This is a genomic window from Herbaspirillum frisingense GSF30 (assembly GCF_000300975.2).
In the GTDB taxonomy this organism is placed as follows: Bacteria; Pseudomonadota; Gammaproteobacteria; order Burkholderiales; family Burkholderiaceae_D; genus Herbaspirillum; species Herbaspirillum frisingense.
Genome location: NZ_AEEC02000035.1, coordinates 20006 through 41526 on the forward strand (window position 1 = coordinate 20006; position 21521 = coordinate 41526).

Here is a 21521-nt window from a genome sequence, read left to right on the forward strand (position 1 = left end):
CTGCCAGCCATGCAGGATTCAAAAGCGGGGATTTGAGCAAATGTGAAGGAAAAAGCCCGTCATCACTGTACGGGCTTGCCCCCTTCGTCTTCCAGCGGCAGGTTCACTGCGGGGATGGTGTACTTTTCTTCCGCCCAGGCTCCAAGGTCGATTTGCTTGCAGCGCTCGGAGCAGAACGGCCGATACTTGTTCTTTTCACTCCACTCCACCTTGGTGCCACAGGTCGGGCAATCCACTATCGTCGCCATACGCGTTACTTCAATTCGTTCGTTACAGGTCAAAAGCCGCACAGGGCCAGTTCGAAGGGGACTTCACCCTCGAAGGAGCGTGGCTTCTCGTCGCCATCCTGCTGGGTGAAACGCACCCACAGCATGTACTTGTTGGCGGAAATCTCGGGGATCGCACCGAGCTCGATGTCCAGCGACAGGCGCAGCATCTGGTAGACCTTGCCTTGCAGCATCTGCTGGTAACTGCCGCCTTCGGCGTTGATCTTTACGGCATGGCCCGATTCGCGCAGCAGACGCATGACGATGCCGATGGCGTCGAACAAGGGGATCAGCGGGGCGAACCAGTTGGAAATGTCCTGGAAGCGGCGCTCGAAGGAATGCTGTTGCCAGGCGTAATAGGCCGGCAGGTCAAACTCGCAGGCGCCGCCCGGGATGATGGTGCGGCCACGGATGCTCATCAGCCATTCGTTGTCGCGGATGTTCTGGCCGGTCTTGCCTTGCGCGGCCGAGAGGGCAGTGCTGGCCTGGTCCACTTCGGCCAGGATGGCGTTGAGCATCTCCGGCTCGACATTGGGATTGGACTGATAGGCCAGCAGGATCTGTTTCTGCCGTTCCAGCTCTTGCAGCAGGTCGGACTTGAGATCGGCGCGTCCGGCTACCTCCAGCATTTCGAAAATGGTGGCCAGGGCGATGTGATGCTGATGCGGGCTTTCCTGGTGCAGGAAGAAGACGAATTTCTCGTAGAGGTCTTCCAGTCGCAGCAGCGTGCGAATACGCTCATTGAAAGGGTATTCGTAGACGATCAAAGCATGATCCCTTTATCGGTGAACCGGACTTGTTGAAGGCCGCTGACAGGCGCGCTGGTGCAAAATACCTCGTCAACATTGCAATGTTTGTGATTCTGACCCATGCAGCAGAAAATTACAAATGCAGGCCTCATCAAATGAAGCCTTAGGTAACGTGGCGCCGCTGCTGCCGCCACCACCCCCGCCATCAATCACACCGCGCCCGCCAGGGCCAGGTAGCGCGCATGCAGCGCATTCACCTGTTCGGGCAGCGCGGCATTGTCACCACCGTTGTCGATGACGTCGTCCGCCACCGCCAAACGCGCCTGGCGGCTGGCCTGGGCGGCCATGATGGCTTCCACCTCGTCGCGCTGCAGGCCGTTGCGCTGCATGACGCGGGCCATCTGTACCTGTTCCGGGCAATCGACCACCAGGATGCGGCTGGCGCGCCCGACCCAGGTGCCGGATTCCACCAGCAGCGGCACCACGAAGATGACGTAGCTGCCGGTGGCAGCCTCGGCCTGGCGCACCGTCTCGCTGCGGATCAGCGGGTGCAGGATCGCTTCCAGCGCATGGCGGGCGTTGGGATGGGAAAACACGTGATGGCGCATCCGCGCGCGGTCCATGGCGCCTCGCGCATCGATGAATTCGTCGCCGAAATGGGCGCGGATGGGGGCGATGGCCAGGCCCTCGGGCGCGGTCAGGGCATGGGCGATGGCATCGGTATCCACCAGCGAGGCGCCCAGTTCACCGAAGAGATTGGCCACCGTGGTCTTGCCGCTGCCGATGCCGCCGGTCAGGCCGATGGTGAAGCGTTCAGTCAAGGAAGTCATGGAATAGGTTCAGTAAGCGAAGTGAGTCAGGTTCAGCCAGGTTCCATCCAGCAGCAGGGCCAGCAGGCCGGCGCCGGTCAGGCAGGGGCCGAAGGGAATGGCCTGGCCGCGCTGGTGGCGCCCGCCGACCATCAGCGCCAGGCCCAGCAGGGCGCCCATCACCGAGGCCAGCAGCAGCACCAGCGGCAGCGCCTGCCAACCCAGCCAGGCGCCCAGGGCGGCCATGAGCTTGAAGTCGCCATAGCCCAGGCCGTCCTTGCCGGTGGCCAGCTTGAAGATCCAGAAGATCAGCCACAGCACGCCATAGCCGGCGGCCGCGCCCAGCACTGCATCGGGCAGCGCCACCAGGCGATGGTTCAGGTTCACCAGCAGCCCCAGCCACAGCAGCGGCAGGGTCAGGTCATCGGGCAGCAGCATGGTGTCGGCATCGATGAAGGCGAGCGCAATCAGGAAGGCGCTGCAGAGCATGACGGCCAGCCCGGTGGCGCCCAGTCCGAAGCGCCAGGCCACCAGGGCGAACAGGAGCGCGGTCAGCAGCTCCACCAGCGGATAGCGCGCGCTGATCCTGGCCTGGCAAAAACTGCAGCGGCCGCGCAGCAGTACCCAGCTCAGCACCGGCAGCTTGTGCCACGGCGCCAGCGGCCGGGCGCAGTGCGGGCAGGCGGAATGGGGCAGCCAGAGGTCGTAGCGATCCTGATGCGGCAGGGCTTCGCCGCGCTCCATCGCCACAAAATTGGCGGTCTCGCGCAGCATCATGATGGGCAGGCGGTGGATCACCACGTTCAGGAAGCTACCCACCAGCAGGCCCAGCAGGGCCGCCAGGCCGGCCAGGGCGGGATTGCCGGGGAGGGCGTAGGCTTCCAGGAAATGCATCGTCGGGTTCAGTCGTATCGGGTCGTGAAGTCAGGCCGCAGGGGGGAGTAGCCGCAGCAGGCCGGTCGTGCCGTCTACCGTCACACCACCGAACCCATGCGAAATACCGGCAGATACATCGCGACCACCAGCCCGCCGATGACCACGCCAAGCACCGCCATGATAACGGGTTCCATCAGGCTGGTGAGGGCGCTGACGGCTTCGTCGACCTCGCGTTCGTTGAGTTCGGCGATCTTGCCCAGCATGGCGTCCAGCGCGCCGGCCTCCTCGCCCACGGCGGTCATCTGCACCGCCAGGTCGGGGAAGACGCCGGTGGCCTGCATCGCCCCATGCAGGGATGCGCCATTACGCACCGCATCACGCACCGCCAGCGAGGCCTCGGCGAAGACCACGTTGCCAGCCGCGCCGGCGACGGTCTCCAGCGCTTCCACCAGCGCGATGCCGGCCCCGAAGAGTGTGCCGAAAGTGCGGCTCCAGCGCGCCAGCGCGGCCTGTCGCAACAGCCTGCCGAAGATCGGCAATGACAGGCTCAGCCGCTGCGCCCGCGCCCGCAGCGCCGGATAGCGGCGCCAGGCATGCAGGGCCAGCAAGCCGCTCACGGCCAGGCCCAGCAACAGCACGGGCCAGTAGCAGCCCAGCGTACGCGCCAGGGCCATCACGATACGGGTAGGCAGCGGCAGTTCGGCGCCGAACTGCTGGAACATCTGCTCGAAGGCCGGCACCACCCACAGCAGGATGACCGCGGTCACCACGATCGCCACCAGCACCACCGCGCCCGGATAGGCCAGCGCCGCCCTGACCTTGCCCCGCAGCGCCAGCGACTTCTCCCGATAGAGGGCGATGCGCTCCAGCATGCTGTCGAGCATGCCGGCCTCCTCGGCGGCGCGCACCAGGTTGCAGAACAGGCCATCGAAATGGCGCGGATGGCGCTGCAGCGCCGCGTGCAGGCTGTCACCGCGTGACACCTGTTGCCGCACCTCGCCCAGCAGGCCGGCCAGTGGCCCCTGGCCGGCACCGCGGATGGCGATGTCCAGCGACTGCAGCAGCGGCAGGCCGGCCTGCAGCATGGTGGCCAGCTGGCGGGTGAAGAGCGCGATCTGCTTGTCGCTGATGCGGGCGCGGGAGGGCTTGCGTGGAGTGACCGGGATGGCAGTGCTGCTACCGACACTACCTGCTTCTCGCCGCAGGCGCGCCACCCGCAGTCCCTGGCGGCGCAGTTGGGCGCGTGCCTGGGCTTCGTCGCTGGCCTGCAGGACACCGCGCTGTGGCTGTCCGTGCCGATCCAGGCCTTCCCAGCGGAAGTGTTTTGGTTCAGGTGCCGGCAAGGATCTCTCCCATGCTGGTTTCGCCGCGCAGGACCTTGAGCAGGCCGGCGCGACGCAGGTCGATGATGCCCTCGGCCTGCGCCTGGCGCGCCAGCTCCAGCGTGCCGGCCTGGGCCAGGATCAGCGCCTGCATGGCGGCGCTGACCGGCATCACCTGGTAGATGCCGGTGCGGCCGCGATAGCCGCTCTGGTTGCAGGCCTGGCAGCCTTGCGGGATATAGGTGGATGGCTTGCCCGGCGCCGGACGCCGGCAGCGGCACAGCTTGCGTACCAGCCGCTGTGCCACGATCAGGCTCACCGACGCAGCGATGTTGTAGGCCGGCACCCCCATGTTGAGCAGGCGCGTGAGGGTCGAGGGGGCGTCGTTGGTGTGCAGGGTGGAGAGCACCAGGTGCCCGGTCTGGGACGCCTTGACCGCGATGTCGGCGGTTTCCAGGTCGCGGATTTCGCCCACCATCAGCACATCCGGGTCCTGGCGCAGGAAGGCGCGCAGCGCCGTGGCGAAGTCCAGCCCGGCGCGTTCGTTGATGCCGACCTGGTTGATGCCGGGCAGGTTGATTTCCACCGGGTCCTCGGCAGTGGCGATGTTGACCCCGGGGCGGTTGAGCCGCTGCAGGCAGGCGTACAGGGAGACCGTCTTGCCCGAGCCGGTGGGGCCGGTCATCAGCACCAGCCCATGCGGTCGGGCGATGGCTTGCAGCAGCGCTTCCTGCTGGGCCGGTTCATAGCCCAGTTCGGCGATGGAGAAGCTGGCCTGGGCGGTATCGAGGATGCGCAGGACGATCTTTTCGCCGAACTGGGTGGGCAGGGTGGAGACGCGCAGGTCGATGCTGCGCTGGGCCAGTGCCAGGCGCATCTTGCCGTCCTGGGGCAGGCGCTTTTCGGCGATGTCCAGACGCGCCAGGATCTTCAGGCGGGTAGCCAGCTTGTCGCGCAGTGTCAGCGGTGGCTGCGCCAGTTCGTGCAGCACGCCATCGACGCGCAGGCGCACGCGGAAGAAATGTTCGAAGGGTTCGAAATGCAGGTCGGAGGCGCCCATGCCGACGGCGTCGGCCAGCAGCTTGTGCAGCAGGCGTACTACCGGGACATCGTCATCGGCCACCGCCGGGGTTTGAGCTTGCATGACTGGCATGGGACTCCTCCGCGCAAAGGGGAGCCAGTCTCCCACGCAAGCTTGCGCGCGGCCAAGCGGGCTGGCCGATTGCCTGCGTCAAAGTCGGCAGAGTTCGATACAGGAACAGGCCCTAGTCGCCCCGCGTTTGCGACTGCGGCATGGCGATCAGCTTGACCATGCGGATCGCCTGGTTCTGGACCTGCACGATTTCGATCACGCAGCCCTCGAACTTCACGGCCACGCTGGCTTCGGGGATGTCCTGCAGGGTTTCCAGCAGCAGGCCGTTGATGGTCTTGGGGCCATCCAGCGGCAGCGTCAGGCCCAGGCGCTTGTTGATGTCGCGCAGGGTGGTGCTGCCTTCGAGCAGGCAACTGCCGTCCTTGTCCCAGCCAAAGCCTTCACCCGAGGAGCCGGGCGAGGAGGTGGTGAATTCGCCGATCATCTCTTCGATGATGTCTTCCAGGGTCACCAGGCCCTGCACCTCGCCGTATTCATCGACGACGATGCCCAGGCGCTCGTGATTCTCCTGGAAATACTGAAGCTGCGTGAAGACGTCGGTTTCCACCGGCACGTAATACGGTACCGACAGCAGGGCACGGATATCGTCGTGGCTGATGTCCTCTTCCTGGCGGAACAGCGACACCGTCTTGCGCACATGCAGGATGCCGACGATGTGGTTGATTTCCCCTTCGTAGACCGGCAGCTTGTTGTGATAGCAGGTGGCCAGCTGGTGCAGGATCTCTTCCACCGGTGCGGCCAGGTTCAGGGCCTCGACCTGGGCACGCGGCGTCATCACGTCTTCCACCGAGATCTTTTCCAGGTCGAACAGGTTCAGCAGGATGCTCTTGTGTTTCTGCGGGATGAAGCTGCCGCCTTCGAGCACGATGGAGCGCAGTTCTTCCGGCGAGATGCGCTGTTCGGCCGCCCGCGCCCCGGTCTTGATGCGCAACAGCTTCAGGATCGCCGAGACAAAGATGTTGACGAACCAGATCAGCGGCTTGGCCAGCCGCATGAGCGGCTTGAGCACGAAACTGGTGAACAGGGCAATGCGTTCGGGATAGGTGGCGCCGATCACCTTGGGGACGATTTCGGCAAAGATGATCAGCAAGGCCGCCACGAAGGCGGTGGCGGCGGTGATCACGCGCTGGTGGTTGCCGAAGGCGGTAATGGCCAGTGCCGTCACCAGCGCGGTGGCCAGTGCATTGATCAGGGTATTGGCGATCAGGATCAGCGACAGCAGCCGTTCAGTGCGATCGAGCAGCCACAGGATGGTGATGGCGGCACGATTGCCCTGTTTGGCCAGGTGCCGCAGGCGATGGCGGTTGGCGGCCATCAGCGCCGTCTCGGTCATCGAAAAGAAGGCCGAGAGCAGGATCAGGATCAGGAGTGCAAGAGCTTGCACCCATATGGGTACGGTATCCAAACGTTGCCGTCAGGTTGATTGCCCTCGCGCACGGGAGGGATTCGGCGGACCTGCTTGCCTGTGGCCAGGGCGGGCAGGGCGGCCAGCGAGCGCCAAAGTCTAGACGATGGGGGCCTATCCCGCAAGCCGGGCCGGCGCGGAAGGGAGCGCTTGCCCCTCAGTAACCCCGCACACGGTCATACAGATGCGGTGGCGGCAGCCCACCCAGCATGGCCGAGATCGCTACCGCCGCCTGGCGGGCGCGCTCCCGCCGCGACGGCGTCGCCGCCGCATGCGGCGTCACCAGCACGCGGGGGTGGCGCCAGACCGCCGCGTCGGCAGGCAAGGGCTCTTCATCGAACACGTCCAGCACGGCGCCCGACAGCTGGCCCTCGTCCAGCGCGGCCAGCAGGTCGGGCAGGCACAGGTGGCTGCCGCGCCCGACGTTGATGACGGCCGCGCCGCGTGGCAACTGGCGCAGCAGGTCGGCGTCGAGCAGGTGGCGGGTGTCCTCGGTTTCCGGCAGGAGGCAGATCAGGATATCGGTGCGCGCCAGGAAGGCAGGCAAATGGTCGGCACCGGCATAACAGCTCAGTCCCTTTTCGCTGCGCGGCGAGCGCGCCCAGCCGGCGGTGTCGAAACCGATGGTGGCGTGCATGCGCGCCGTGGCCAGCCCCAGCGCCCCCAGGCCGAGCACGCCCACCCGGGTTTCCAGGGCGGTGCGCGGGGTGGAGAACTCCAGCCATTGCGCCCTTGCCTGCTGGGCAACGATGCGCGGCATGTCCTTCAACAGCATGAGGCTGCTCATGACGGTGAATTCGGCCATGCGCTGCTGGGTTTCGGGCGTGACCATGCGCACGATGGGCAGGTCCGGCAAGTGCGGATCGGCCAGGATGTGGTCGACCCCGGCCGCGCTGCTGATGATGGCCTTCAGGTTGGGGAAGCGGGCCAGGCGCCCCGCTTCGGGTTGCCAGACCAGGACATATTCCACCCGGGCCGGATCGACTTCAGGGTCGTCCCAGGCGCACACCTCCAGTCCCAGTCCGGGGGCGAACTCATGGAAACTGGCGCGCCACTCCGGTAGCGCGGCGGCACCGCCGGACTTGACCAGCAGTACGGGGGAGGAAGAACTCATGGGCGGGGCTCCACAGGATTGGCCTGATGCATGGGACGGCGCAATGCCGGATCGAAGGGATTGATCTGGCGCGACAGCGCCGCGGCTTCCCGTTGCAACATCTGTACCACGGTCGGCAGGCGCTCCTCGGTCAGGCGCGAGGTCAGCGTGCCCACGCTGAGCGCACCGACGATGGCGCCGCTGCAGTCGAACAGTGGCACGCCCAGGCCGGCCATGCCGTCGAGCAGACCCGCCTGGCGTGCCGCGTAGCCGGTTTCACGCACACGCTCGATTTCGGTGCGCAGGTAGACCTCGTCATAGACCCCGAACTCGCGCAGGCGCGGCACGTTGTAGCGGATCACTTCCTCGCGCTCCTGCTCCGGCAGGAAAGCGAGGATGGACAGCGCACCCTGGCCCACGCCCAGTGCCACCCGGCCGCCGATGTCCCCGGTGAAGGCACGGATCGGGAAAGGGCCGTCGACCCGGTCCACACAGACCGCGTCGAAGCGCGAGCGTACCAGCAGGAAGACAGTGTCGCCCAGGCTGCCGCACAGGCGCAGCAGCGCCGGCCGGCACAGGCTGCGCAGGTCGGAGGCATTGCCGGCGCGGGCGGCCAGCGCGAACAGGTCCATCCCCAGGCGGTACAGCTTGCTGCGTTCATCCTGCTCCACCACGCCTTCGCTGACCAGGGCCTGCAGCAGACGGTGCGTGGTGCCTTGCGTGAGGCCGATGGCCTTGGCCACCTGGGTCACCCGCATGCCTTGCGGTGGTGCATCGGCCAGTGCGCGCAACACCGCGAAGGTGCGCTGGATGCCGTTGACCGGCAGGGTGGCCGGGGCGGTGGTCGAGGAGGCCTCGTCGTTGTCGTCGTTCATGAGGGGGCTGTTGTCTGCTGGGTGGAATCGGTGGCGTCCTGCCCTCCGAGTTATTCCAGCTGACGAAATAATTATTAAAAATTTCCTGTCTGTCGAAATACGATAGCAGAATTGGCACCGAAATTGCATCAATAACGAAACAGGAGACGCGCATATCACCCCAGTCCTTGAGGTGGATGCGACTTTACAGATGAATGCATCGGAGTGCCCGCCGGCCGACAAGCCCGCCAGCCGCGCAGCGCCCGAACTTTGCGACAGGGAGCTTGCAATGTCATTTCTCACGCTGACCAATGTCAGTAAGTTCTACGGCGATACCCAGGCGGTATCGGGCTTCAACCTGACGGTGGAGAAGGGGGAATTCATTTCCCTGCTGGGACCCTCCGGTTGCGGCAAGACCACCACCCTGCAGATGATTGCGGGCTTCGAGAACGTCAGCGGCGGCCGCATCGAACTTGATGGCCGCGACATCACCCATGCCAAGCCCAATACTCGTGGCCTGGGCATCGTGTTCCAGACCTATGCGCTGTTCCCGCACATGACGGTGGAGCAGAACGTGGCCTTCGGCCTGGAGATGCGCAAGTGCGCGCCCGCCGAGAAGCGCGACCGCGTGGCGCAGGCGCTGGCCCTGGTGCACCTGGAAAAGCATGGCGCCCGTTATCCGCGTGAACTGTCCGGCGGCCAGCGTCAGCGCGTGGCCCTGGCGCGCGCGCTGGTGATCGCACCGCCCGTGCTGCTGCTGGACGAACCCCTGTCCAACCTGGACGCCAAGCTGCGCGAGGAAATGCAATTCGAACTGCGCGACATCCAGCGCAAGGTCGGTACCACCACCATCATGGTGACCCACGACCAGAGCGAGGCCATGTCCATCAGCGATCGCGTGGTGGTGATGGAGGCCGGGCATATCACCCAGGTGGGCCGTCCGATCAATGTGTATGAACATCCGGCCAATCGCTTCATCTCCACCTTCGTGGGCAAGGCCAACCTGCTGGAAGGCCAGGTGGTGGGCGCCGCCGGCGAGCGCGCCGATATCGCCGTGGGCGGCATGATGCTCAGCCTGGAGAGCAACGACAGTGGCCTGCGTGGCGGTGGTCGCGTGGTGCTGGGCCTGCGTCCGGAAAAGATCCGCTGTACCGAGCCCGGCCAGGGCCGCTGCAATGGCGAGGTGGTGCGTCGCTTCTTCCTGGGCAGCCAGTGGATGTACGAGGTGCAGACGCCGCTGGGACTGTTGTCCGTGCTGGCCCCCAACGATGGCGCCGAGGCGCTGGAGCAGGGCGCGACGCTGGGCCTGGTCTGGAGCGACTTCAACCTGCGCCTGGTCTCCACCGCCCGTAGCGACGAACGGGTGCCGGCATGAGTGCGGCCGGTACCTCGCCGGCGGTGGCACCCGTCGTGACGGCACCGCAAGGCGGCAAGGCCCCCGGCCAGCGCAGCCTGCCCTGGCTGATGTCGGCCCCGGCCATCCTGCTGTGCACGGTGATGCTGCTGGTCCCGCTGCTGCTGACCTTCGTGCTGTCCTTCAATGCCTATGACGCCGAGACCGGTCCCAAGGCCGGGACGTTCACGCTGGAGCATTACCAGGCGGTGCTCACCGATCCCTACTACTACGCCATCTTCTGGCGCACGCTGTGGATATCGGGCCTGGTCACGCTGATCTGCATCGTGCTGGGCGCGCCGGAAGCCTACATCCTCAATCGCATGCGCAAGCCCTGGCGCTCTGTCATGCTGCTGGTGGTGCTGGCGCCGCTGATGATTTCGGTGGTGGTGCGGGCCTTCGGCTGGAGCATGCTGCTGGGACCGGAAGGTTTGATCAACAGCTTGCTGATGGCGCTGGGTTTCAGTCGCGTCAAGCTGCTCTATACCGAGACGGCCATCGTCATCGCCCTGGTGCACGTGATGCTGCCCTTCATGGTGATTCCGGTATGGACCTCGCTGCAAAAGCTCGATAGTGGTGTGGCCAATGCCGCGCTGTCGCTGGGCGCCTCGCCCATGACGGTGCTGCGCCGTATCGTGCTGCCGCAGATCATGCCGGGCATCCTCTCGGGCAGCCTGATCGTCTTTGGCCTGTCGGCCAGCTCCTTTGCCATTCCAGGTCTCTTGGGCGGACGTCGTCTGAAGATGATGGCCACCATCATCTACGACGAATACCTGCACGAACTGAACTGGCCCCTGGGCGCGGCCATCGCGCTGCTGCTGCTGGTGGCCAACCTGGTCATCATGCTGGGCTGGAACCGCATGATCGAACGTCGCTACAAGAAAGCGCTGGGCTGAACCATGAACAAGAACGGACCGATTGCATTGCTGTTCAATGCGCTGGTGATCCTCTTCACGCTGGCGCCGATCCTGGTGGTGTGCGTGATCGCCTTCACCCCGGAAAACACCCTCACCATGAACGGGCCGGAATTCTCGCTGCGCTGGTTCAAGGCGGTATTCGAATTCCCCGATTTCGTCAGCTCCTTCTGGAACAGCCTGTGGCTGGCGCTGGCGGCGGCCACCATCTCCACCGTGCTGGCCATTCCGGCAGCCATGGCGCTGGTGCGCTATCCGCATCGCTGGTCGGGTGCCTTGCAGGGCCTGTTCCTGTCGCCGCTGATCATTCCCCACCTGGTGCTGGGCGTGGCCTTGCTGCGCCTGTTCTCGGTGGTGGGCGGTGCCGGCAGTTTCGGCTGGCTGGTGCTGGCGCACTCGCTGGTGGTGACGCCCTACACCATGCGCCTGATCATGGCCGCGCTGATCGGTTTCGACCGCAGTGCCGAACAGGCCGCGCTGTCGCTGGGGGCAAGTCGCTCCACGGTGTTCCTGCGCATCACGCTGCCGATGATCCTGCCGGGCATCACCGGTGGCTGGCTGCTGGCCTTCATCAACAGCTTCGATGAAGTCACCATGTCCATCTTCGTGACTTCGCCCTCGACGGTGACGCTGCCAGTGCGCATGTACATGTACGCCACCGAATCCATCGATCCGATGATGGCGGCGGTGTCGGCCCTGATGGTGGCCATCACGGCGGTGGCGATGATCATTCTGGATCGGGTCTACGGCCTGGACCGCGTACTGGTGGGGCGCACATGAGCGATTTCGCTTCTCCCCAGGATGCGCAGCTGGTGCGGCTGGCCGAGCAGGATCGCGCCACCGTCAGCTTCACCCTCGATGGTCGCGCCGTCACCGCGCTGGAAGGCGATACCGTGCTGACCGCCGTGCTGACCTGCGCCGGCAGCCTGCGCCGCAATGAATTCAGCGGCCAGCCTCGCGCCGGCTTCTGCATGATGGGCGCCTGCCAGGATTGCTGGATCGCCACCGACAGCGGTGAACGCCTGCGTGCCTGCTCCACCTTCATCCGCGCCGGCATGCAATTGCGCAGCGGCCAGGGGGAGGGCATATGAGTCGACTTCCTCCCGTGATCGTCGGCGCCGGACCGGCCGGCGTGCGTGCGGCGCAGACACTGCTGGCCCATGGCCTGCGGCCGGTGCTGATCGACGAGGCGGCCCAGGCGGGCGGCCAGATCTATCGTCAGCCGCCCGGCGGGTTCCGGCGCAGCCGCAAGACGCTCTATGGTTTCGAGGCCGGGCGCGCGCAGTCGGTGCATGCCGCCTTCCATGCCTTGCGCGAGGCCATCGATTATCGTCCGCAGACCCTGGTGTGGAATGCCCAGCCCGGCCTGCTCGACCTGATGGATGGCCAGGCCCAGTCCGCGGCCACCCTGGCCTGGGAAGACATCATCGTCGCCACCGGCGCCACCGACCGGGTCCTGCCTTTTCCGGGCTGGACCACGCCGGGCGTCTATACGCTGGGTGGCGCGCAGGTTGCGCTCAAGTTCCAGGGATGCGCCATCGGCCGCTCGGTGGTGTTGGCCGGCAATGGCCCGCTGCTGTATCTGGTGGCCTATCAATACGCCAAGGCCGGTGCCCATGTGGCCGCCGTGCTCGACAGCAGCAGCCTGGTCGACCGCATCGCGGCCCTGCCAGCCATGCTGGGCCAGCCGGCCTTGCTGGCCAAGGGCATCTACTATCTGGCCTGGCTGAGGCTGCATGGCGTGCCCGTCCACACCCATGCCGAGGTGCTGCGGGTGGAGGGCGAGTCGCGCGTGCAGAGCGTGGTCTGGCGTCGTCACCAGCCTGCCCGCGCGGGCGTCAGGGCAGGTGCCGAGCGGCGCATCGATTGTGATGCCGTCGGCTTCGGTTATGCCCTGCGCTCCGAAACGCAACTGGCCGACCTGCTGGGTTGCCGCTTCCGGTTCGACCCGCTGCAGCGGGCGCATCTGCCGGTGCGCGATCGCGCTACCCGCAGCAGCGTGCCGGGCGTATATCTGGCCGGAGACGGCGCCGGCATCATGGGTGCGGACGCTGCCGAACTGGCCGGTGAGCGTGCCGCGCTGGCGCTGTTGCAGGATCGCGGCATTACCGTCGATGGCGCCCGGGTGGCGCAGATCGAGGCCACGCTCGCGCAGATCGGCGCCTTCCGCGTGGGGCTGGAGCGGGCCTTTCCCTTCCCGGAGCACTGGGCAGCCAACGCCCCCGATGATCTGGTGATCTGCCGCTGCGAAAACATCCGCGCCGGAGAATTGCGCGCAGCCGTGCGCGAAAAAGGCGCAGCTGAAATGAATCGCCTGAAGGCCCTGACCCGCGTGGGCATGGGGCGCTGTCAGGGGCGCATGTGCGGTGCCGCAGCAGCGGAGATCCTGGCCCATGCGGCTGCGATACCGGTGGCCGAGGTCGGTCGCCTGCGCGGTCAGGCGCCGATCAAGCCCATTCCCATGGGCATGCATGTGCCGGCGGCTGCGTTGCCGTCGGCGCAGGTCATTGCCCTGCATGCCGGGGAGGATGCATCGTGAATACCGTTTCCACTGAAGTGCTCATCATCGGCGGCGGCATCGTCGGCGCATCGGCTGCGCTGGTGCTGGCCAAGGCCGGCCGTCGCGTGACGGTGCTGGAGCGCGATCTCTGTGGTTCGCGTTCCAGTGGCGTGAACTATGGCGGCGTGCGTCGCCAGGGTCGTCCCGAGGTGCAGTTGCCGCTGTCGCAGCGTGCGCACCAGATCTGGGGCGAGCTGGAGTCGCTCATCGGCACGACCGGCGAATATAAACGCAGTGGCCACTTCAAGCTGGCCCGTAGCGCAGCCGACATGCAGGCCCTGGAAGCCTACGCCGAACTGAGCCGGCCTTATGGGCTGGGCATCGAGCTGATCAGCGGCGAGCGCCTGCGTGAGCAATGCCCCTGGCTGGGCGGCGCGGCGGTCGGCGGCTCCTTGTGTCCGGAAGACGGCCAGGCCAATCCGCGTCTGGTATCGCCGGCCTTCGCCCGCGCTGCGCAGGCGGCCGGGGCGCGCATCATCGAGGGCTGCGAAGTATTGCAGGTGGGCCATGACGGCCAGAGTTTCGTGGCCGAAGCACGGCACGGCGAAGCGCCTTTGCAGTTGCGCGCCGAGGTCTTGATCAACTGCGCCGGCGCCTGGGCCAACCGGGTGGCGCAAGCCTTCGGTGAGGCCGTGCCCCTGACCAGCGGTCATCCCAGCATGGTGGTGACCGAGCCCATCCCGCATTTCCTGCCCTGGAGCCTGGGCGTGGAAGGGGGATCGATCTACTGCCGCCAGGTGGCCCGTGGCAACGTGGTGCTGGGCGGTGGTCGCGGCTACGTGCTGGATGAACAGCGCGCCCGCGCCTCGCACGACTCCATCCTCGGCCTGCTGCCGCAGGCGGCGGCCTTGCTGCCGGCGCTGCGGCACGTCCACATCATCCGCACCTGGAGCGGGGTGGAAGGCTACCTGCCGGACCACCACCCGGTGATCGGCCCCAGCAGCACGCAGCCGGGCCTGCTGCATGGCTTCGGCTTCTGCGGCGCCGGTTTCCAGATCGGCCCGGCTGCCGGCGAAGCGCTGGCCGAGCTGGTGCTGCATGGCCGCAGCAATATCGACCTGGATGCATTCTCGATTGCCCGTTTTACGCCGAGGCCTGCCGTCTCCACTATCTCCGTGGTCGGCACCGATGGCACAGATACCTCCGACCTGCTGTCCTCCCACCCTGAAAGGAAGATCTCATGATGTCGCTTTCCCGTCCCGGCGCGCTGGCCGCCGCCCTTGGCATGACCTTGCTGGCCTGTGGCGGCGCTCAGGCACAGACCCGCACGCTCTACATCGGCATGAACGGCGGCAACATGGAAAAGACCTTCACGCAAGCGGTCTTTGGCCCCTTTGAGCAGAAGTACAACGTCAAGATCGCCGTGGTGCCGGGCGGTTCCGCCGATATCCTGGCCAAGGCCCAGGCCGCCAAGGACAAGCCGCAGATGCACCTGATGTTTCTCGATGATGGTGTGATGTACCGGGCCGTCGGCATGGGCCTGTGCGAGAAACAGAAGCCCAATGCCAACCTGGCCAACCTGCTGCCGGTGGCGCACATCAAGGACGACATGGCCACCGGCGTGACCATCAGCGTCACCGGCCTGGCCTACAACACCAAGGTCTATGCAGAGAAGGGCTGGGCGCCGCCGACCTCCTGGCTGGACCTGGCCGATCCCAAACTGAAAGGGCGGGTGGTGTTCCAGTCGCTGCCTTCCTCGACCTTCGGCCTGCATGCCTTCCTTGCCTTCAACCAGCTCAAGGGCGGCACCGATGCCAACGTCGATCCGGGCTTCAAGGCATGGCCATCGACCATCGGCCCCAATGTGCTGGAGTACATCTCCAACTCGGCCAAGATCTCCGAGATGGCGCAGACCGGGGAAGCCGCCTTGTTCCCTTACACCCCGACCCAATCCACCATCCTCAAGAGCAAGGGCGTGCCGGTGGAATATGTGCAGCCCAAGGAAGGCGCCATCGTGCTGATGGTGGCGCAGTGCGTGATCGCCAACAACACCGAGCCGCAACTGGCCCAGGAACTGGCGGCCTACCTGCTCTCGCCGCAGGCGCAAGCCCTGGCGCTGGAAAACGGCAACTACAACCCGACCAATACCAAGGTCCAGGTCAGCGGCCCGGCAGCGACCGAACAGGCCCGCATGAATGGCTTCGTGAAGGCGGCGCGGGCGGTGGACTGGGATGAGATCAACAAGAACCGTGCCGTCTGGAATACCCGCTGGAGCCGCACCATCGAACGATGATTCGCCGTGCAGGCGAGGTCGGCGGGTGATCTGCTCCTATGGCGCAGCCGGATCATCTGGCCGATTGCAGCCAATGACAGAACCTCTGGCAGTCTTTGGCGCCACCCTTCGCGGTGGCGTTTTTTTCTGGTCGGCAGGGTGAGCTGACGGCAGCCTCATGGTGGCTTATCTGCCGGATGAATCAATCGGCGCCGATTCTGCTGTGGCGCAGATGAGCGCAGCGCCGGGGACTGATTGGCCTTCAAGGCAAAATTCGCGTATAATGAGGGGATCGCTCAAGAAAAGAGCGGAAATCCTGATCTCCACGCGCCTTGCCGCAGTCCGATCCCTGCAATCCGCGTGATCCGCATCTTCATCCGCTTCCCCGAGTAAAGAACCAACGCTATCGGTCTCACCGCAAGCGCGTTCGCCTGTCCTCCGACCTTAACGCTCCCGGCCGCCTGTTTGCGTGGCCAGTCGTCAAAGCCAGAGATTGCAAATCCCCGAGCCCTTCCTCGCTGGAGGTCGCGCGCTCATGCACAAGAAAGAGAAAATGGCAAAAGAAGAACTGATTGAAATGCAAGGACAAGTTTCCGAAGTCCTCCCTGACTCGCGCTTCCGTGTCGCGCTGGACAACGGCCACTCGCTGATCGCCTATACGGCTGGTCGCATGAAAAAGAACTTCATCAAGATTCTGGCCGGTGACAAGGTCACCCTGGAACTGTCGCCCTACGACCTGAACAAGGGCCGCATCATCTTCCGTCACCTGGAGCAGCGCGGCCCCTCCGGCCCCCGTCCGGGCTTCCGTCGCCGCTGATCGCTGGCGCGACGCTTCGCGTCGCCTGGATATGCCACCACGCCATCCGGCGTGACTGGCGAGCACGCGCTCATGGATCGGTTTTGCGAAAGAAAAAGAATATGCATCTTCCGGTCGATCATCTGGAGCAGTACAAGGGTTTCCGCGTGTCGCTGAGATGCAGTGGACGGCATGGCCAGTGGGAAGTGAGTACGGTGCACATTGTCGACATCAGTGGCCTGGCGCCTGCCTTGTTTCCCCGTCGTCATCTCCCTGGACGTTCCGACAGCGCTGCGCTCGCCATAGTGCGCGGCATGGCCTGGGCCAGGGCAGTCATCGACAATCTTGACCCCGCACTGGATCGCCCGATGCCGTCGTGATGAAGTATTGTGGAGGTAGAGGTGTGATGCGTGGAGGTGGGTAGCGATACTGCGATCTGCCGAGCGCACAAACAAAAACAGCGAGTCGTTTGACTCGCTGTTTTTGCATGGGAATTCCTGGTCGGGGTGAGAGGATTCGAACCTCCGGCCTCTACGTCCCGAACGTAGCGCTCTACCAGGCTAAGCTACACCCCGTCGAGTGAGATCTAATGTCAGTGATTTCGATCTACTGCGAAAGCCGATAATTCTAACAGGGATTTTTTGAATTGGCTATCGGGAAGTGAAATAATCGCGTCTGATGCGCGGCGGGCGGCGATCTCCGCCTGTTCACGCGTGTAGGCCAGTGCGCCCGAATGGGTGATGGCCGAGAGCACTTCGTCGAAATGCTGTTCGTCACCGTTCTCGATGCAGGTACGGACCAGGTCGCGCTGCTGCGGCGTGCCGTGCTGCATGAGCCAGATCAGCGGCAGGGTGGGCTTGCCTTCGCGCAGGTCGTCGCCGACGTTCTTGCCGATCTCGGCGCTGTTGCCCGAATAATCCAGCACGTCGTCGATCAGCTGGAAGGCGGTGCCGATGGAGCGGCCATATTCGCCCGCGGCTTCAATGCCGGCTTCGTCGGCACCTGCGATCAGGGCGCCGATCTGGCTGGCGGCCTCGAACAGCTTGGCGGTCTTGGAGCGGATCACCTGCAGGTAGCCGTTTTCGTCCACGTCGGGATTGTGCATGTTGAGCAACTGCAGGACTTCGCCCTCGGCGATGACGTTGGTGGCGTCGGCCACGATTTCCATCACGCGCGGATTGCCCACCGTCACCATCATCTGGAAGGCGCGCGAGTAGAGGAAGTCACCCACCAGCACCGAGGCGGCATTGCCGAACATGGCGTTGGCGGTCTGCTTGCCACGGCGCAACGAGGATTCGTCGACGACGTCGTCATGCAGCAGGGTCGCGGTGTGGATGAACTCGATCACCGCGGCCAGCGTGTGGTGATGCTCGCCCTTGTAGCCGAAGGCATTGGCGATGAGCACCACCAGCACCGGGCGCAGGCGCTTGCCGCCGGCGCTGATGATGTATTCGGCGACCTGGTTGACCAGCGGCACCTCCGAATACAGCTGCCGACGGATGACTGCGTTGACCGCCTCCATGTCGGAGAGGATCGGTTGCATGATGGTTTGTTGCGAAGCGTTTTGTACGGCGGCAGACAAGGCGGAACCTGTGGAAAATGGTTATTCCCGGGATTATACGACGACAAGGCGGGCGCACGCCAAAGACCATGCTCGCCCGCGCGGCAGATGAGCATTGTCGGCAGGGAAACACCGGGGCTTGTGGTCCTCTCTCTGGGGACGGGTGGTGGTCATTGTCCTGGCGGAAACTCTGTTGTTCATCAGCCCGCCAAAGTGTCAAGCCTTTTGACCCTGCAGCTAAGTGCATGTATAATTTGGGGTTTTCCTGTTTCGCCAAGGGGTTTTGTGTCCCGGGCGCGTCAGGGGAAAATCGTTCTTATTCATTCATTCGTGAGGTTTCACATGTACGCGGTCATAAAAACCGGCGGCAAACAATACAAAGTTGCTGCTGGCGAAAAACTCAAAGTAGAACAGATACCGGCTGACATTGGCTCCGAAATCACTTTGGATCAAGTGCTCGCAGTGGGCGCAGGCGAAACCGTGAAGTTCGGTGCGCCGCTGGTCGCAGGTGCTACGGTGCTGGCTACTGTGGTAGCACAAGGTCGCCATGACAAGGTCCGCATCTTCAAGATGCGTCGTCGCAAGCACTACCAAAAGCGTCAAGGCCATCGTCAGAACTACACCGAACTGCAAATCGTCTCGATCAACGCCTAAGCGTTGAACTGGTCGAACTGCTCATCCAAAGTCATCAAGGAGTTTTAAATGGCACACAAAAAAGGCGGCGGCACTACGCGCAACGGCCGTGACTCAGAATCGAAACGCCTGGGCGTCAAGGTTTATGGCGGCCAAGTGATCAACGCTGGCGGCATCATCGTCCGTCAACGCGGCACCCGCGTCCACGCTGGCGAAAACGTCGGCGTCGGCAAGGACCACACCCTGTTCGCCCTGAAGGACGGCAAGGTCAAGTTCGTTGTCAAGGGCCTGCAACAGCGTCAATACGCAACCGTCGTTACGGCGTAAGCGTTCCTGTCATCCGGGTTCGCCCGGAAACCAGGCATAAAAAAGGCTCTGCCGATGGTGGAGCCTTTTTGGTTTTTTGAAGAGCCGTCAACAAAGCGCCGAGCCTTGTCTCCTCTCGGGGATGCCGGGGTTGGTCAGGCTGAAGATCCACCCGTTGCTGTGGCAAGGGTGCATCGACGCATCGACGTTTTGTTAGCGGCTCCCACGAGGCGTCAATATCATGAAATTCATCGACGAAGCACGCATTGAAGTCGTGGCGGGGGATGGCGGCAACGGTGTCGCCAGCTTCTGCCGCGAGAAATTCCGCCCCTTCGGCGGTCCCGACGGCGGCGACGGCGGCAAGGGCGGCACCATCTGGGCCGTGGCTGATCGCAACGTCAATACCCTGATCGACTACCGCTACGCCAAGCTGCATCGCGCTGGTCGTGGCGAAAATGGTCGCGGTTCCGATTGCTACGGCAAGGGCGCCGACGACGTCTATCTGCGCATGCCAGTAGGCACCCTGATCGTGGACATCAACACCGGCGAGCACATCGCCGACCTGACCTTCCACGGCCAGACCGTGATGCTGGCCAAGGGTGGCGAGGGCGGCTGGGGCAACATCCACTTCAAGACTTCCACCAACCGCGCTCCGCGTCAAAAGACCGAGGGCAAGGAAGGCGAACGCCGCGAACTGCGCCTGGAGCTGAAGGTGCTGGCCGACGTCGGTCTGCTGGGCATGCCCAATGCAGGCAAGTCGACCTTCATCACGGCCGTCTCCAACGCCCGTCCGAAGATCGCCGACTATCCTTTCACGACGCTGCATCCCAACCTGGGTGTGGTGCGCGTGAGCCACGAAAAGAGCTTCGTCATCGCCGACATCCCCGGCCTGATCGAGGGTGCGGCTGACGGTGCTGGCCTGGGGGTGCAGTTCCTGCGCCACCTGCAGCGCACCGGTCTGCTGCTGCACATCGTCGATCTGGCGCCCTTCAACGAGGAAGTCGATCCGGTCAAGGAAGCCAAGGCCATCGTCAAGGAACTGAAGAAGTACGACCAGTCCCTGTTCGACAAGCCGCGCTGGCTGGTCCTGAACAAGCTGGACGTGGTGCCCGAGGCCGAGCGCGCCAAGCGCGTGAAGGATTTCGTCAAGCGCTTCGGCTGGAAGGGCCCCGTGTTCGAGATCTCTGCCCTGAACCGTGACGGTTGCGAAGACCTGATCAACGAGATCTACAGCTACCTCGAAACCAAGCGCGCCGAGGAGCATCGCTCCGAAGAGACGCAGATGACCGAGGAAGCACGCGCCATCTCCAGCATCGATCCGGACGATCCACGCTTCAAGGTCCTGGACTGATTCCGTCGCTGCGTGGCCTCTAGCGGGGCTGCGCAGCGGGGGCGGTTCGGGCTATCATCTCTGCCTGTCGGAATTTCCGACTCCCCCCAGAAGAATCAGAATCCGGAACACTATGCAATCGGTCATTCAAAGCGCCAAGCGGCTCATCATCAAGGTCGGTTCCTCGCTGGTTACCAATGACGGCAAGGGCCTGGACGCCAACGCCATCGCCCGCTGGGCCGAGCAGATCGCGCAATTGCGCGCACTCGGCAAGGAAGTGGTGCTGGTCAGTTCCGGCGCGGTCGCCGAGGGCATGCAGCGCCTGGGCTTCGACAAGCGTCCCACCGGCATCCATCATCTGCAGGCCTGCGCTGCAGTGGGCCAGATGGGTCTGGCGCAAATCTACGAAACCAGCTTCCGCAAGCACGACCTGCACACCGCACAGGTGTTGCTGACCCATGCTGACCTGGCGGATCGCGAGCGCTATCTCAATGCCCGTTCCACCCTGTTTGCCTTGCTGCAACTGGGCGTGGTGCCGGTCATCAATGAAAACGACACGGTGGTCACCGATGAAATCAAGTTCGGTGACAACGATACCCTGGGTGCCCTGGTCGCCAACCTGATCGAAGCCGATGCGCTGGTCATCCTCACCGACCAGCCCGGTCTCTTTACCGCCGATCCCCGCAAGGATTCCAAGGCCACCCTTATTGCCGAGGCACGTGCTGGCGACCCGTCGCTGGAGCTGATCGCCGGCGGCACCGGGACCGGCATCGGTCGCGGCGGCATGCTGACCAAGATCCTGGCGGCCAAGCGCGCGGCCACCTCCGGCGCGCATACGGTCATCGCCTGGGGCCGTGAAGACCAGGTCCTGACCCGTCTGGCAGCCGGTGAAGCCATCGGTACCCAGCTCAACGCCGAGACTGCACAACTGACGGCGCGCAAGCAGTGGATGGCCGATCACCTCAAGACCGCCGGGCGCGTGGTATTGGATGCCGGCGCGGTGCAGAAGCTGAGCCTGGAAGGCAAGTCGCTGCTGCCCATCGGCGTGGTGGAAGTGGCCGGGGAATTCGGCCGCGGTGATGTCATCACCTGCGTTGATGAAGCCGGACGCGCCATTGCGCGTGGCATGAGCAACTACAACAGCTCGGACGCGCGTCGCATCATTCGTCATCCGTCTTCCGAAATCCAGGCCATCCTGGGCTTCGTGGAAGAGCCTGAACTGGTGCATCGGGATAACCTGGTCCTGCTCTGAGTGGCGGGTCACTCGGTGGGCAGGATATAAACGATAT

The 21521-nt window shown here is 64.4% G+C and carries 23 protein-coding genes and 1 tRNA gene; 13 read left to right on the forward strand and 11 right to left on the reverse strand.

Annotated features, from left to right (window positions below):
- Positions 1-62: 62 nt before the first annotated feature.
- The 9 genes from yacG to HFRIS_RS19700 form a co-directional block, all read right to left on the reverse strand.
- A complete protein-coding gene (yacG, locus tag HFRIS_RS19660; RefSeq protein WP_006713182.1) occupies positions 63-248 on the reverse strand; it encodes a DNA gyrase inhibitor YacG in 186 nt (61 codons plus the stop codon).
- Positions 249-277: 29 nt separating this feature from the next.
- Entirely contained in the window at positions 278-1033 is a 756-nt protein-coding gene (gene zapD, locus HFRIS_RS19665) for a cell division protein ZapD (RefSeq protein ID WP_006713184.1), read from the reverse strand.
- 191 nt (positions 1034-1224) lie between these two features.
- On the reverse strand, positions 1225-1845 hold the full coding sequence (coaE, locus tag HFRIS_RS19670) for a dephospho-CoA kinase (protein WP_006713186.1): 621 nt from the start codon (positions 1843-1845) through the stop codon (positions 1225-1227).
- A 9-nt stretch (positions 1846-1854) separates the two neighbouring features.
- Positions 1855-2718 carry a prepilin peptidase gene (locus HFRIS_RS19675; protein ID WP_006713188.1) on the reverse strand — a complete coding sequence of 288 codons (864 nt, stop codon included), beginning with the start codon at positions 2716-2718 and terminating at the stop codon, positions 1855-1857.
- A gap of 80 nt (positions 2719-2798) precedes the next feature.
- Positions 2799-4043, reverse strand: coding sequence for a type II secretion system F family protein (locus HFRIS_RS19680; protein ID WP_006713191.1), 1245 nt, complete (start codon positions 4041-4043; stop codon positions 2799-2801).
- A complete protein-coding gene (locus HFRIS_RS19685; RefSeq protein ID WP_051110944.1) occupies positions 4030-5175 on the reverse strand; it encodes a GspE/PulE family protein in 1146 nt (381 codons plus the stop codon). The genes HFRIS_RS19680 and HFRIS_RS19685 overlap by 14 nt, the downstream gene beginning before the upstream one ends.
- A 112-nt stretch (positions 5176-5287) precedes the next feature.
- Positions 5288-6580 (reverse strand): HlyC/CorC family transporter, encoded by a 1293-nt coding sequence (locus HFRIS_RS19690; RefSeq protein WP_006713195.1) that lies wholly within the window; start codon positions 6578-6580, stop codon positions 5288-5290.
- 157 nt (positions 6581-6737) lie between these two features.
- On the reverse strand, positions 6738-7694 hold the full coding sequence (locus HFRIS_RS19695) for a 2-hydroxyacid dehydrogenase (RefSeq protein WP_006713196.1): 957 nt from the start codon (positions 7692-7694) through the stop codon (positions 6738-6740).
- Complete coding sequence (locus tag HFRIS_RS19700) at positions 7691-8548, reverse strand: IclR family transcriptional regulator (protein WP_006713197.1); 858 nt, start codon at positions 8546-8548, stop codon at positions 7691-7693. The genes HFRIS_RS19695 and HFRIS_RS19700 overlap by 4 nt, the downstream gene beginning before the upstream one ends.
- A 268-nt stretch (positions 8549-8816) precedes the next feature.
- Between HFRIS_RS19700 and HFRIS_RS19705 the strand changes: the two genes are divergently transcribed.
- From HFRIS_RS19705 to HFRIS_RS19745, 9 genes are all read left to right on the forward strand, one after another.
- Positions 8817-9902 (forward strand): ABC transporter ATP-binding protein, encoded by a 1086-nt coding sequence (locus HFRIS_RS19705; RefSeq protein ID WP_006713198.1) that lies wholly within the window; start codon positions 8817-8819, stop codon positions 9900-9902.
- Positions 9899-10816 (forward strand): ABC transporter permease, encoded by a 918-nt coding sequence (locus HFRIS_RS19710; RefSeq protein WP_006713199.1) that lies wholly within the window; start codon positions 9899-9901, stop codon positions 10814-10816. The genes HFRIS_RS19705 and HFRIS_RS19710 overlap by 4 nt, the downstream gene beginning before the upstream one ends.
- Before the next feature lie 3 nt (positions 10817-10819).
- A complete protein-coding gene (locus tag HFRIS_RS19715; RefSeq protein WP_006713200.1) occupies positions 10820-11614 on the forward strand; it encodes an ABC transporter permease in 795 nt (264 codons plus the stop codon).
- Positions 11611-11925, forward strand: coding sequence for a (2Fe-2S)-binding protein (locus HFRIS_RS19720; protein WP_006713201.1), 315 nt, complete (start codon positions 11611-11613; stop codon positions 11923-11925). The genes HFRIS_RS19715 and HFRIS_RS19720 overlap by 4 nt, the downstream gene beginning before the upstream one ends.
- Positions 11922-13373: an FAD/NAD(P)-dependent oxidoreductase gene (locus HFRIS_RS19725; protein ID WP_039876591.1), complete on the forward strand. Its 1452-nt coding sequence runs from the start codon at positions 11922-11924 to the stop codon at positions 13371-13373. The genes HFRIS_RS19720 and HFRIS_RS19725 overlap by 4 nt, the downstream gene beginning before the upstream one ends.
- Complete coding sequence (locus HFRIS_RS19730) at positions 13370-14578, forward strand: NAD(P)/FAD-dependent oxidoreductase (protein WP_006713205.1); 1209 nt, start codon at positions 13370-13372, stop codon at positions 14576-14578. The genes HFRIS_RS19725 and HFRIS_RS19730 overlap by 4 nt, the downstream gene beginning before the upstream one ends.
- Positions 14575-15627: an ABC transporter substrate-binding protein gene (locus tag HFRIS_RS19735; RefSeq protein ID WP_006713207.1), complete on the forward strand. Its 1053-nt coding sequence runs from the start codon at positions 14575-14577 to the stop codon at positions 15625-15627. The genes HFRIS_RS19730 and HFRIS_RS19735 overlap by 4 nt, the downstream gene beginning before the upstream one ends.
- A 532-nt stretch (positions 15628-16159) precedes the next feature.
- Complete coding sequence (gene infA, locus HFRIS_RS19740) at positions 16160-16423, forward strand: translation initiation factor IF-1 (protein ID WP_006713209.1); 264 nt, start codon at positions 16160-16162, stop codon at positions 16421-16423.
- Positions 16424-16524: 101 nt separating this feature from the next.
- Positions 16525-16782, forward strand: a complete 258-nt coding sequence (locus tag HFRIS_RS19745) for a hypothetical protein (RefSeq protein WP_006713211.1) — start codon at positions 16525-16527, stop codon at positions 16780-16782.
- Positions 16783-16900: 118 nt separating this feature from the next.
- Here HFRIS_RS19745 and HFRIS_RS19750 read toward each other — a convergent pair.
- Positions 16901-16977 (reverse strand) — tRNA-Pro (locus HFRIS_RS19750).
- A gap of 17 nt (positions 16978-16994) precedes the next feature.
- On the reverse strand, positions 16995-17945 hold the full coding sequence (ispB, locus tag HFRIS_RS19755) for an octaprenyl diphosphate synthase (RefSeq protein ID WP_310011971.1): 951 nt from the start codon (positions 17943-17945) through the stop codon (positions 16995-16997).
- 360 nt (positions 17946-18305) lie between these two features.
- Here ispB and rplU point away from each other — a divergent pair, with 360 nt between their 5' ends.
- From rplU to proB, 4 genes are all read left to right on the forward strand, one after another.
- Positions 18306-18617, forward strand: coding sequence for a 50S ribosomal protein L21 (rplU, locus tag HFRIS_RS19760; RefSeq protein WP_006713215.1), 312 nt, complete (start codon positions 18306-18308; stop codon positions 18615-18617).
- Positions 18618-18665: 48 nt separating this feature from the next.
- Positions 18666-18923, forward strand: coding sequence for a 50S ribosomal protein L27 (rpmA, locus tag HFRIS_RS19765; RefSeq protein ID WP_006713216.1), 258 nt, complete (start codon positions 18666-18668; stop codon positions 18921-18923).
- 220 nt (positions 18924-19143) lie between these two features.
- On the forward strand, positions 19144-20253 hold the full coding sequence (gene cgtA, locus HFRIS_RS19770; RefSeq protein ID WP_006713217.1) for an Obg family GTPase CgtA: 1110 nt from the start codon (positions 19144-19146) through the stop codon (positions 20251-20253).
- 112 nt (positions 20254-20365) lie between these two features.
- A complete protein-coding gene (proB, locus tag HFRIS_RS19775; protein WP_006713218.1) occupies positions 20366-21484 on the forward strand; it encodes a glutamate 5-kinase in 1119 nt (372 codons plus the stop codon).
- The last annotated feature ends 37 nt before the right edge of the window (positions 21485-21521 follow it).

Excerpts from the sequence above, each read along its gene's own strand:
- yacG (WP_006713182.1), bottom strand. The coding sequence starts at position 248 with ATGGCGACGATAGTGGATTGCCCGACCTGTGGCACCAAGGTGGAGTGG.
- coaE (WP_006713186.1), bottom strand. The coding sequence starts at position 1,845 with ATGACTTCCTTGACTGAACGCTTCACCATCGGCCTGACCGGCGGCATC.
- HFRIS_RS19675 (WP_006713188.1), bottom strand. The coding sequence starts at position 2,718 with ATGCATTTCCTGGAAGCCTACGCCCTCCCCGGCAATCCCGCCCTGGCC.
- HFRIS_RS19685 (WP_051110944.1), bottom strand. The coding sequence starts at position 5,175 with ATGCCAGTCATGCAAGCTCAAACCCCGGCGGTGGCCGATGACGATGTC.
- HFRIS_RS19695 (WP_006713196.1), bottom strand. The coding sequence starts at position 7,694 with ATGAGTTCTTCCTCCCCCGTACTGCTGGTCAAGTCCGGCGGTGCCGCC.
- HFRIS_RS19700 (WP_006713197.1), bottom strand. The coding sequence starts at position 8,548 with ATGAACGACGACAACGACGAGGCCTCCTCGACCACCGCCCCGGCCACC.
- HFRIS_RS19705 (WP_006713198.1), top strand. The coding sequence starts at position 8,817 with ATGTCATTTCTCACGCTGACCAATGTCAGTAAGTTCTACGGCGATACC.
- HFRIS_RS19710 (WP_006713199.1), top strand. The coding sequence starts at position 9,899 with ATGAGTGCGGCCGGTACCTCGCCGGCGGTGGCACCCGTCGTGACGGCA.
- HFRIS_RS19715 (WP_006713200.1), top strand. The coding sequence starts at position 10,820 with ATGAACAAGAACGGACCGATTGCATTGCTGTTCAATGCGCTGGTGATC.
- HFRIS_RS19720 (WP_006713201.1), top strand. The coding sequence starts at position 11,611 with ATGAGCGATTTCGCTTCTCCCCAGGATGCGCAGCTGGTGCGGCTGGCC.
- HFRIS_RS19725 (WP_039876591.1), top strand. The coding sequence starts at position 11,922 with ATGAGTCGACTTCCTCCCGTGATCGTCGGCGCCGGACCGGCCGGCGTG.
- HFRIS_RS19735 (WP_006713207.1), top strand. The coding sequence starts at position 14,575 with ATGATGTCGCTTTCCCGTCCCGGCGCGCTGGCCGCCGCCCTTGGCATG.
- infA (WP_006713209.1), top strand. The coding sequence starts at position 16,160 with ATGGCAAAAGAAGAACTGATTGAAATGCAAGGACAAGTTTCCGAAGTC.
- HFRIS_RS19745 (WP_006713211.1), top strand. The coding sequence starts at position 16,525 with ATGCATCTTCCGGTCGATCATCTGGAGCAGTACAAGGGTTTCCGCGTG.
- ispB (WP_310011971.1), bottom strand. The coding sequence starts at position 17,945 with ATGCAACCGATCCTCTCCGACATGGAGGCGGTCAACGCAGTCATCCGT.
- rplU (WP_006713215.1), top strand. The coding sequence starts at position 18,306 with ATGTACGCGGTCATAAAAACCGGCGGCAAACAATACAAAGTTGCTGCT.
- rpmA (WP_006713216.1), top strand. The coding sequence starts at position 18,666 with ATGGCACACAAAAAAGGCGGCGGCACTACGCGCAACGGCCGTGACTCA.
- cgtA (WP_006713217.1), top strand. The coding sequence starts at position 19,144 with ATGAAATTCATCGACGAAGCACGCATTGAAGTCGTGGCGGGGGATGGC.
- proB (WP_006713218.1), top strand. The coding sequence starts at position 20,366 with ATGCAATCGGTCATTCAAAGCGCCAAGCGGCTCATCATCAAGGTCGGT.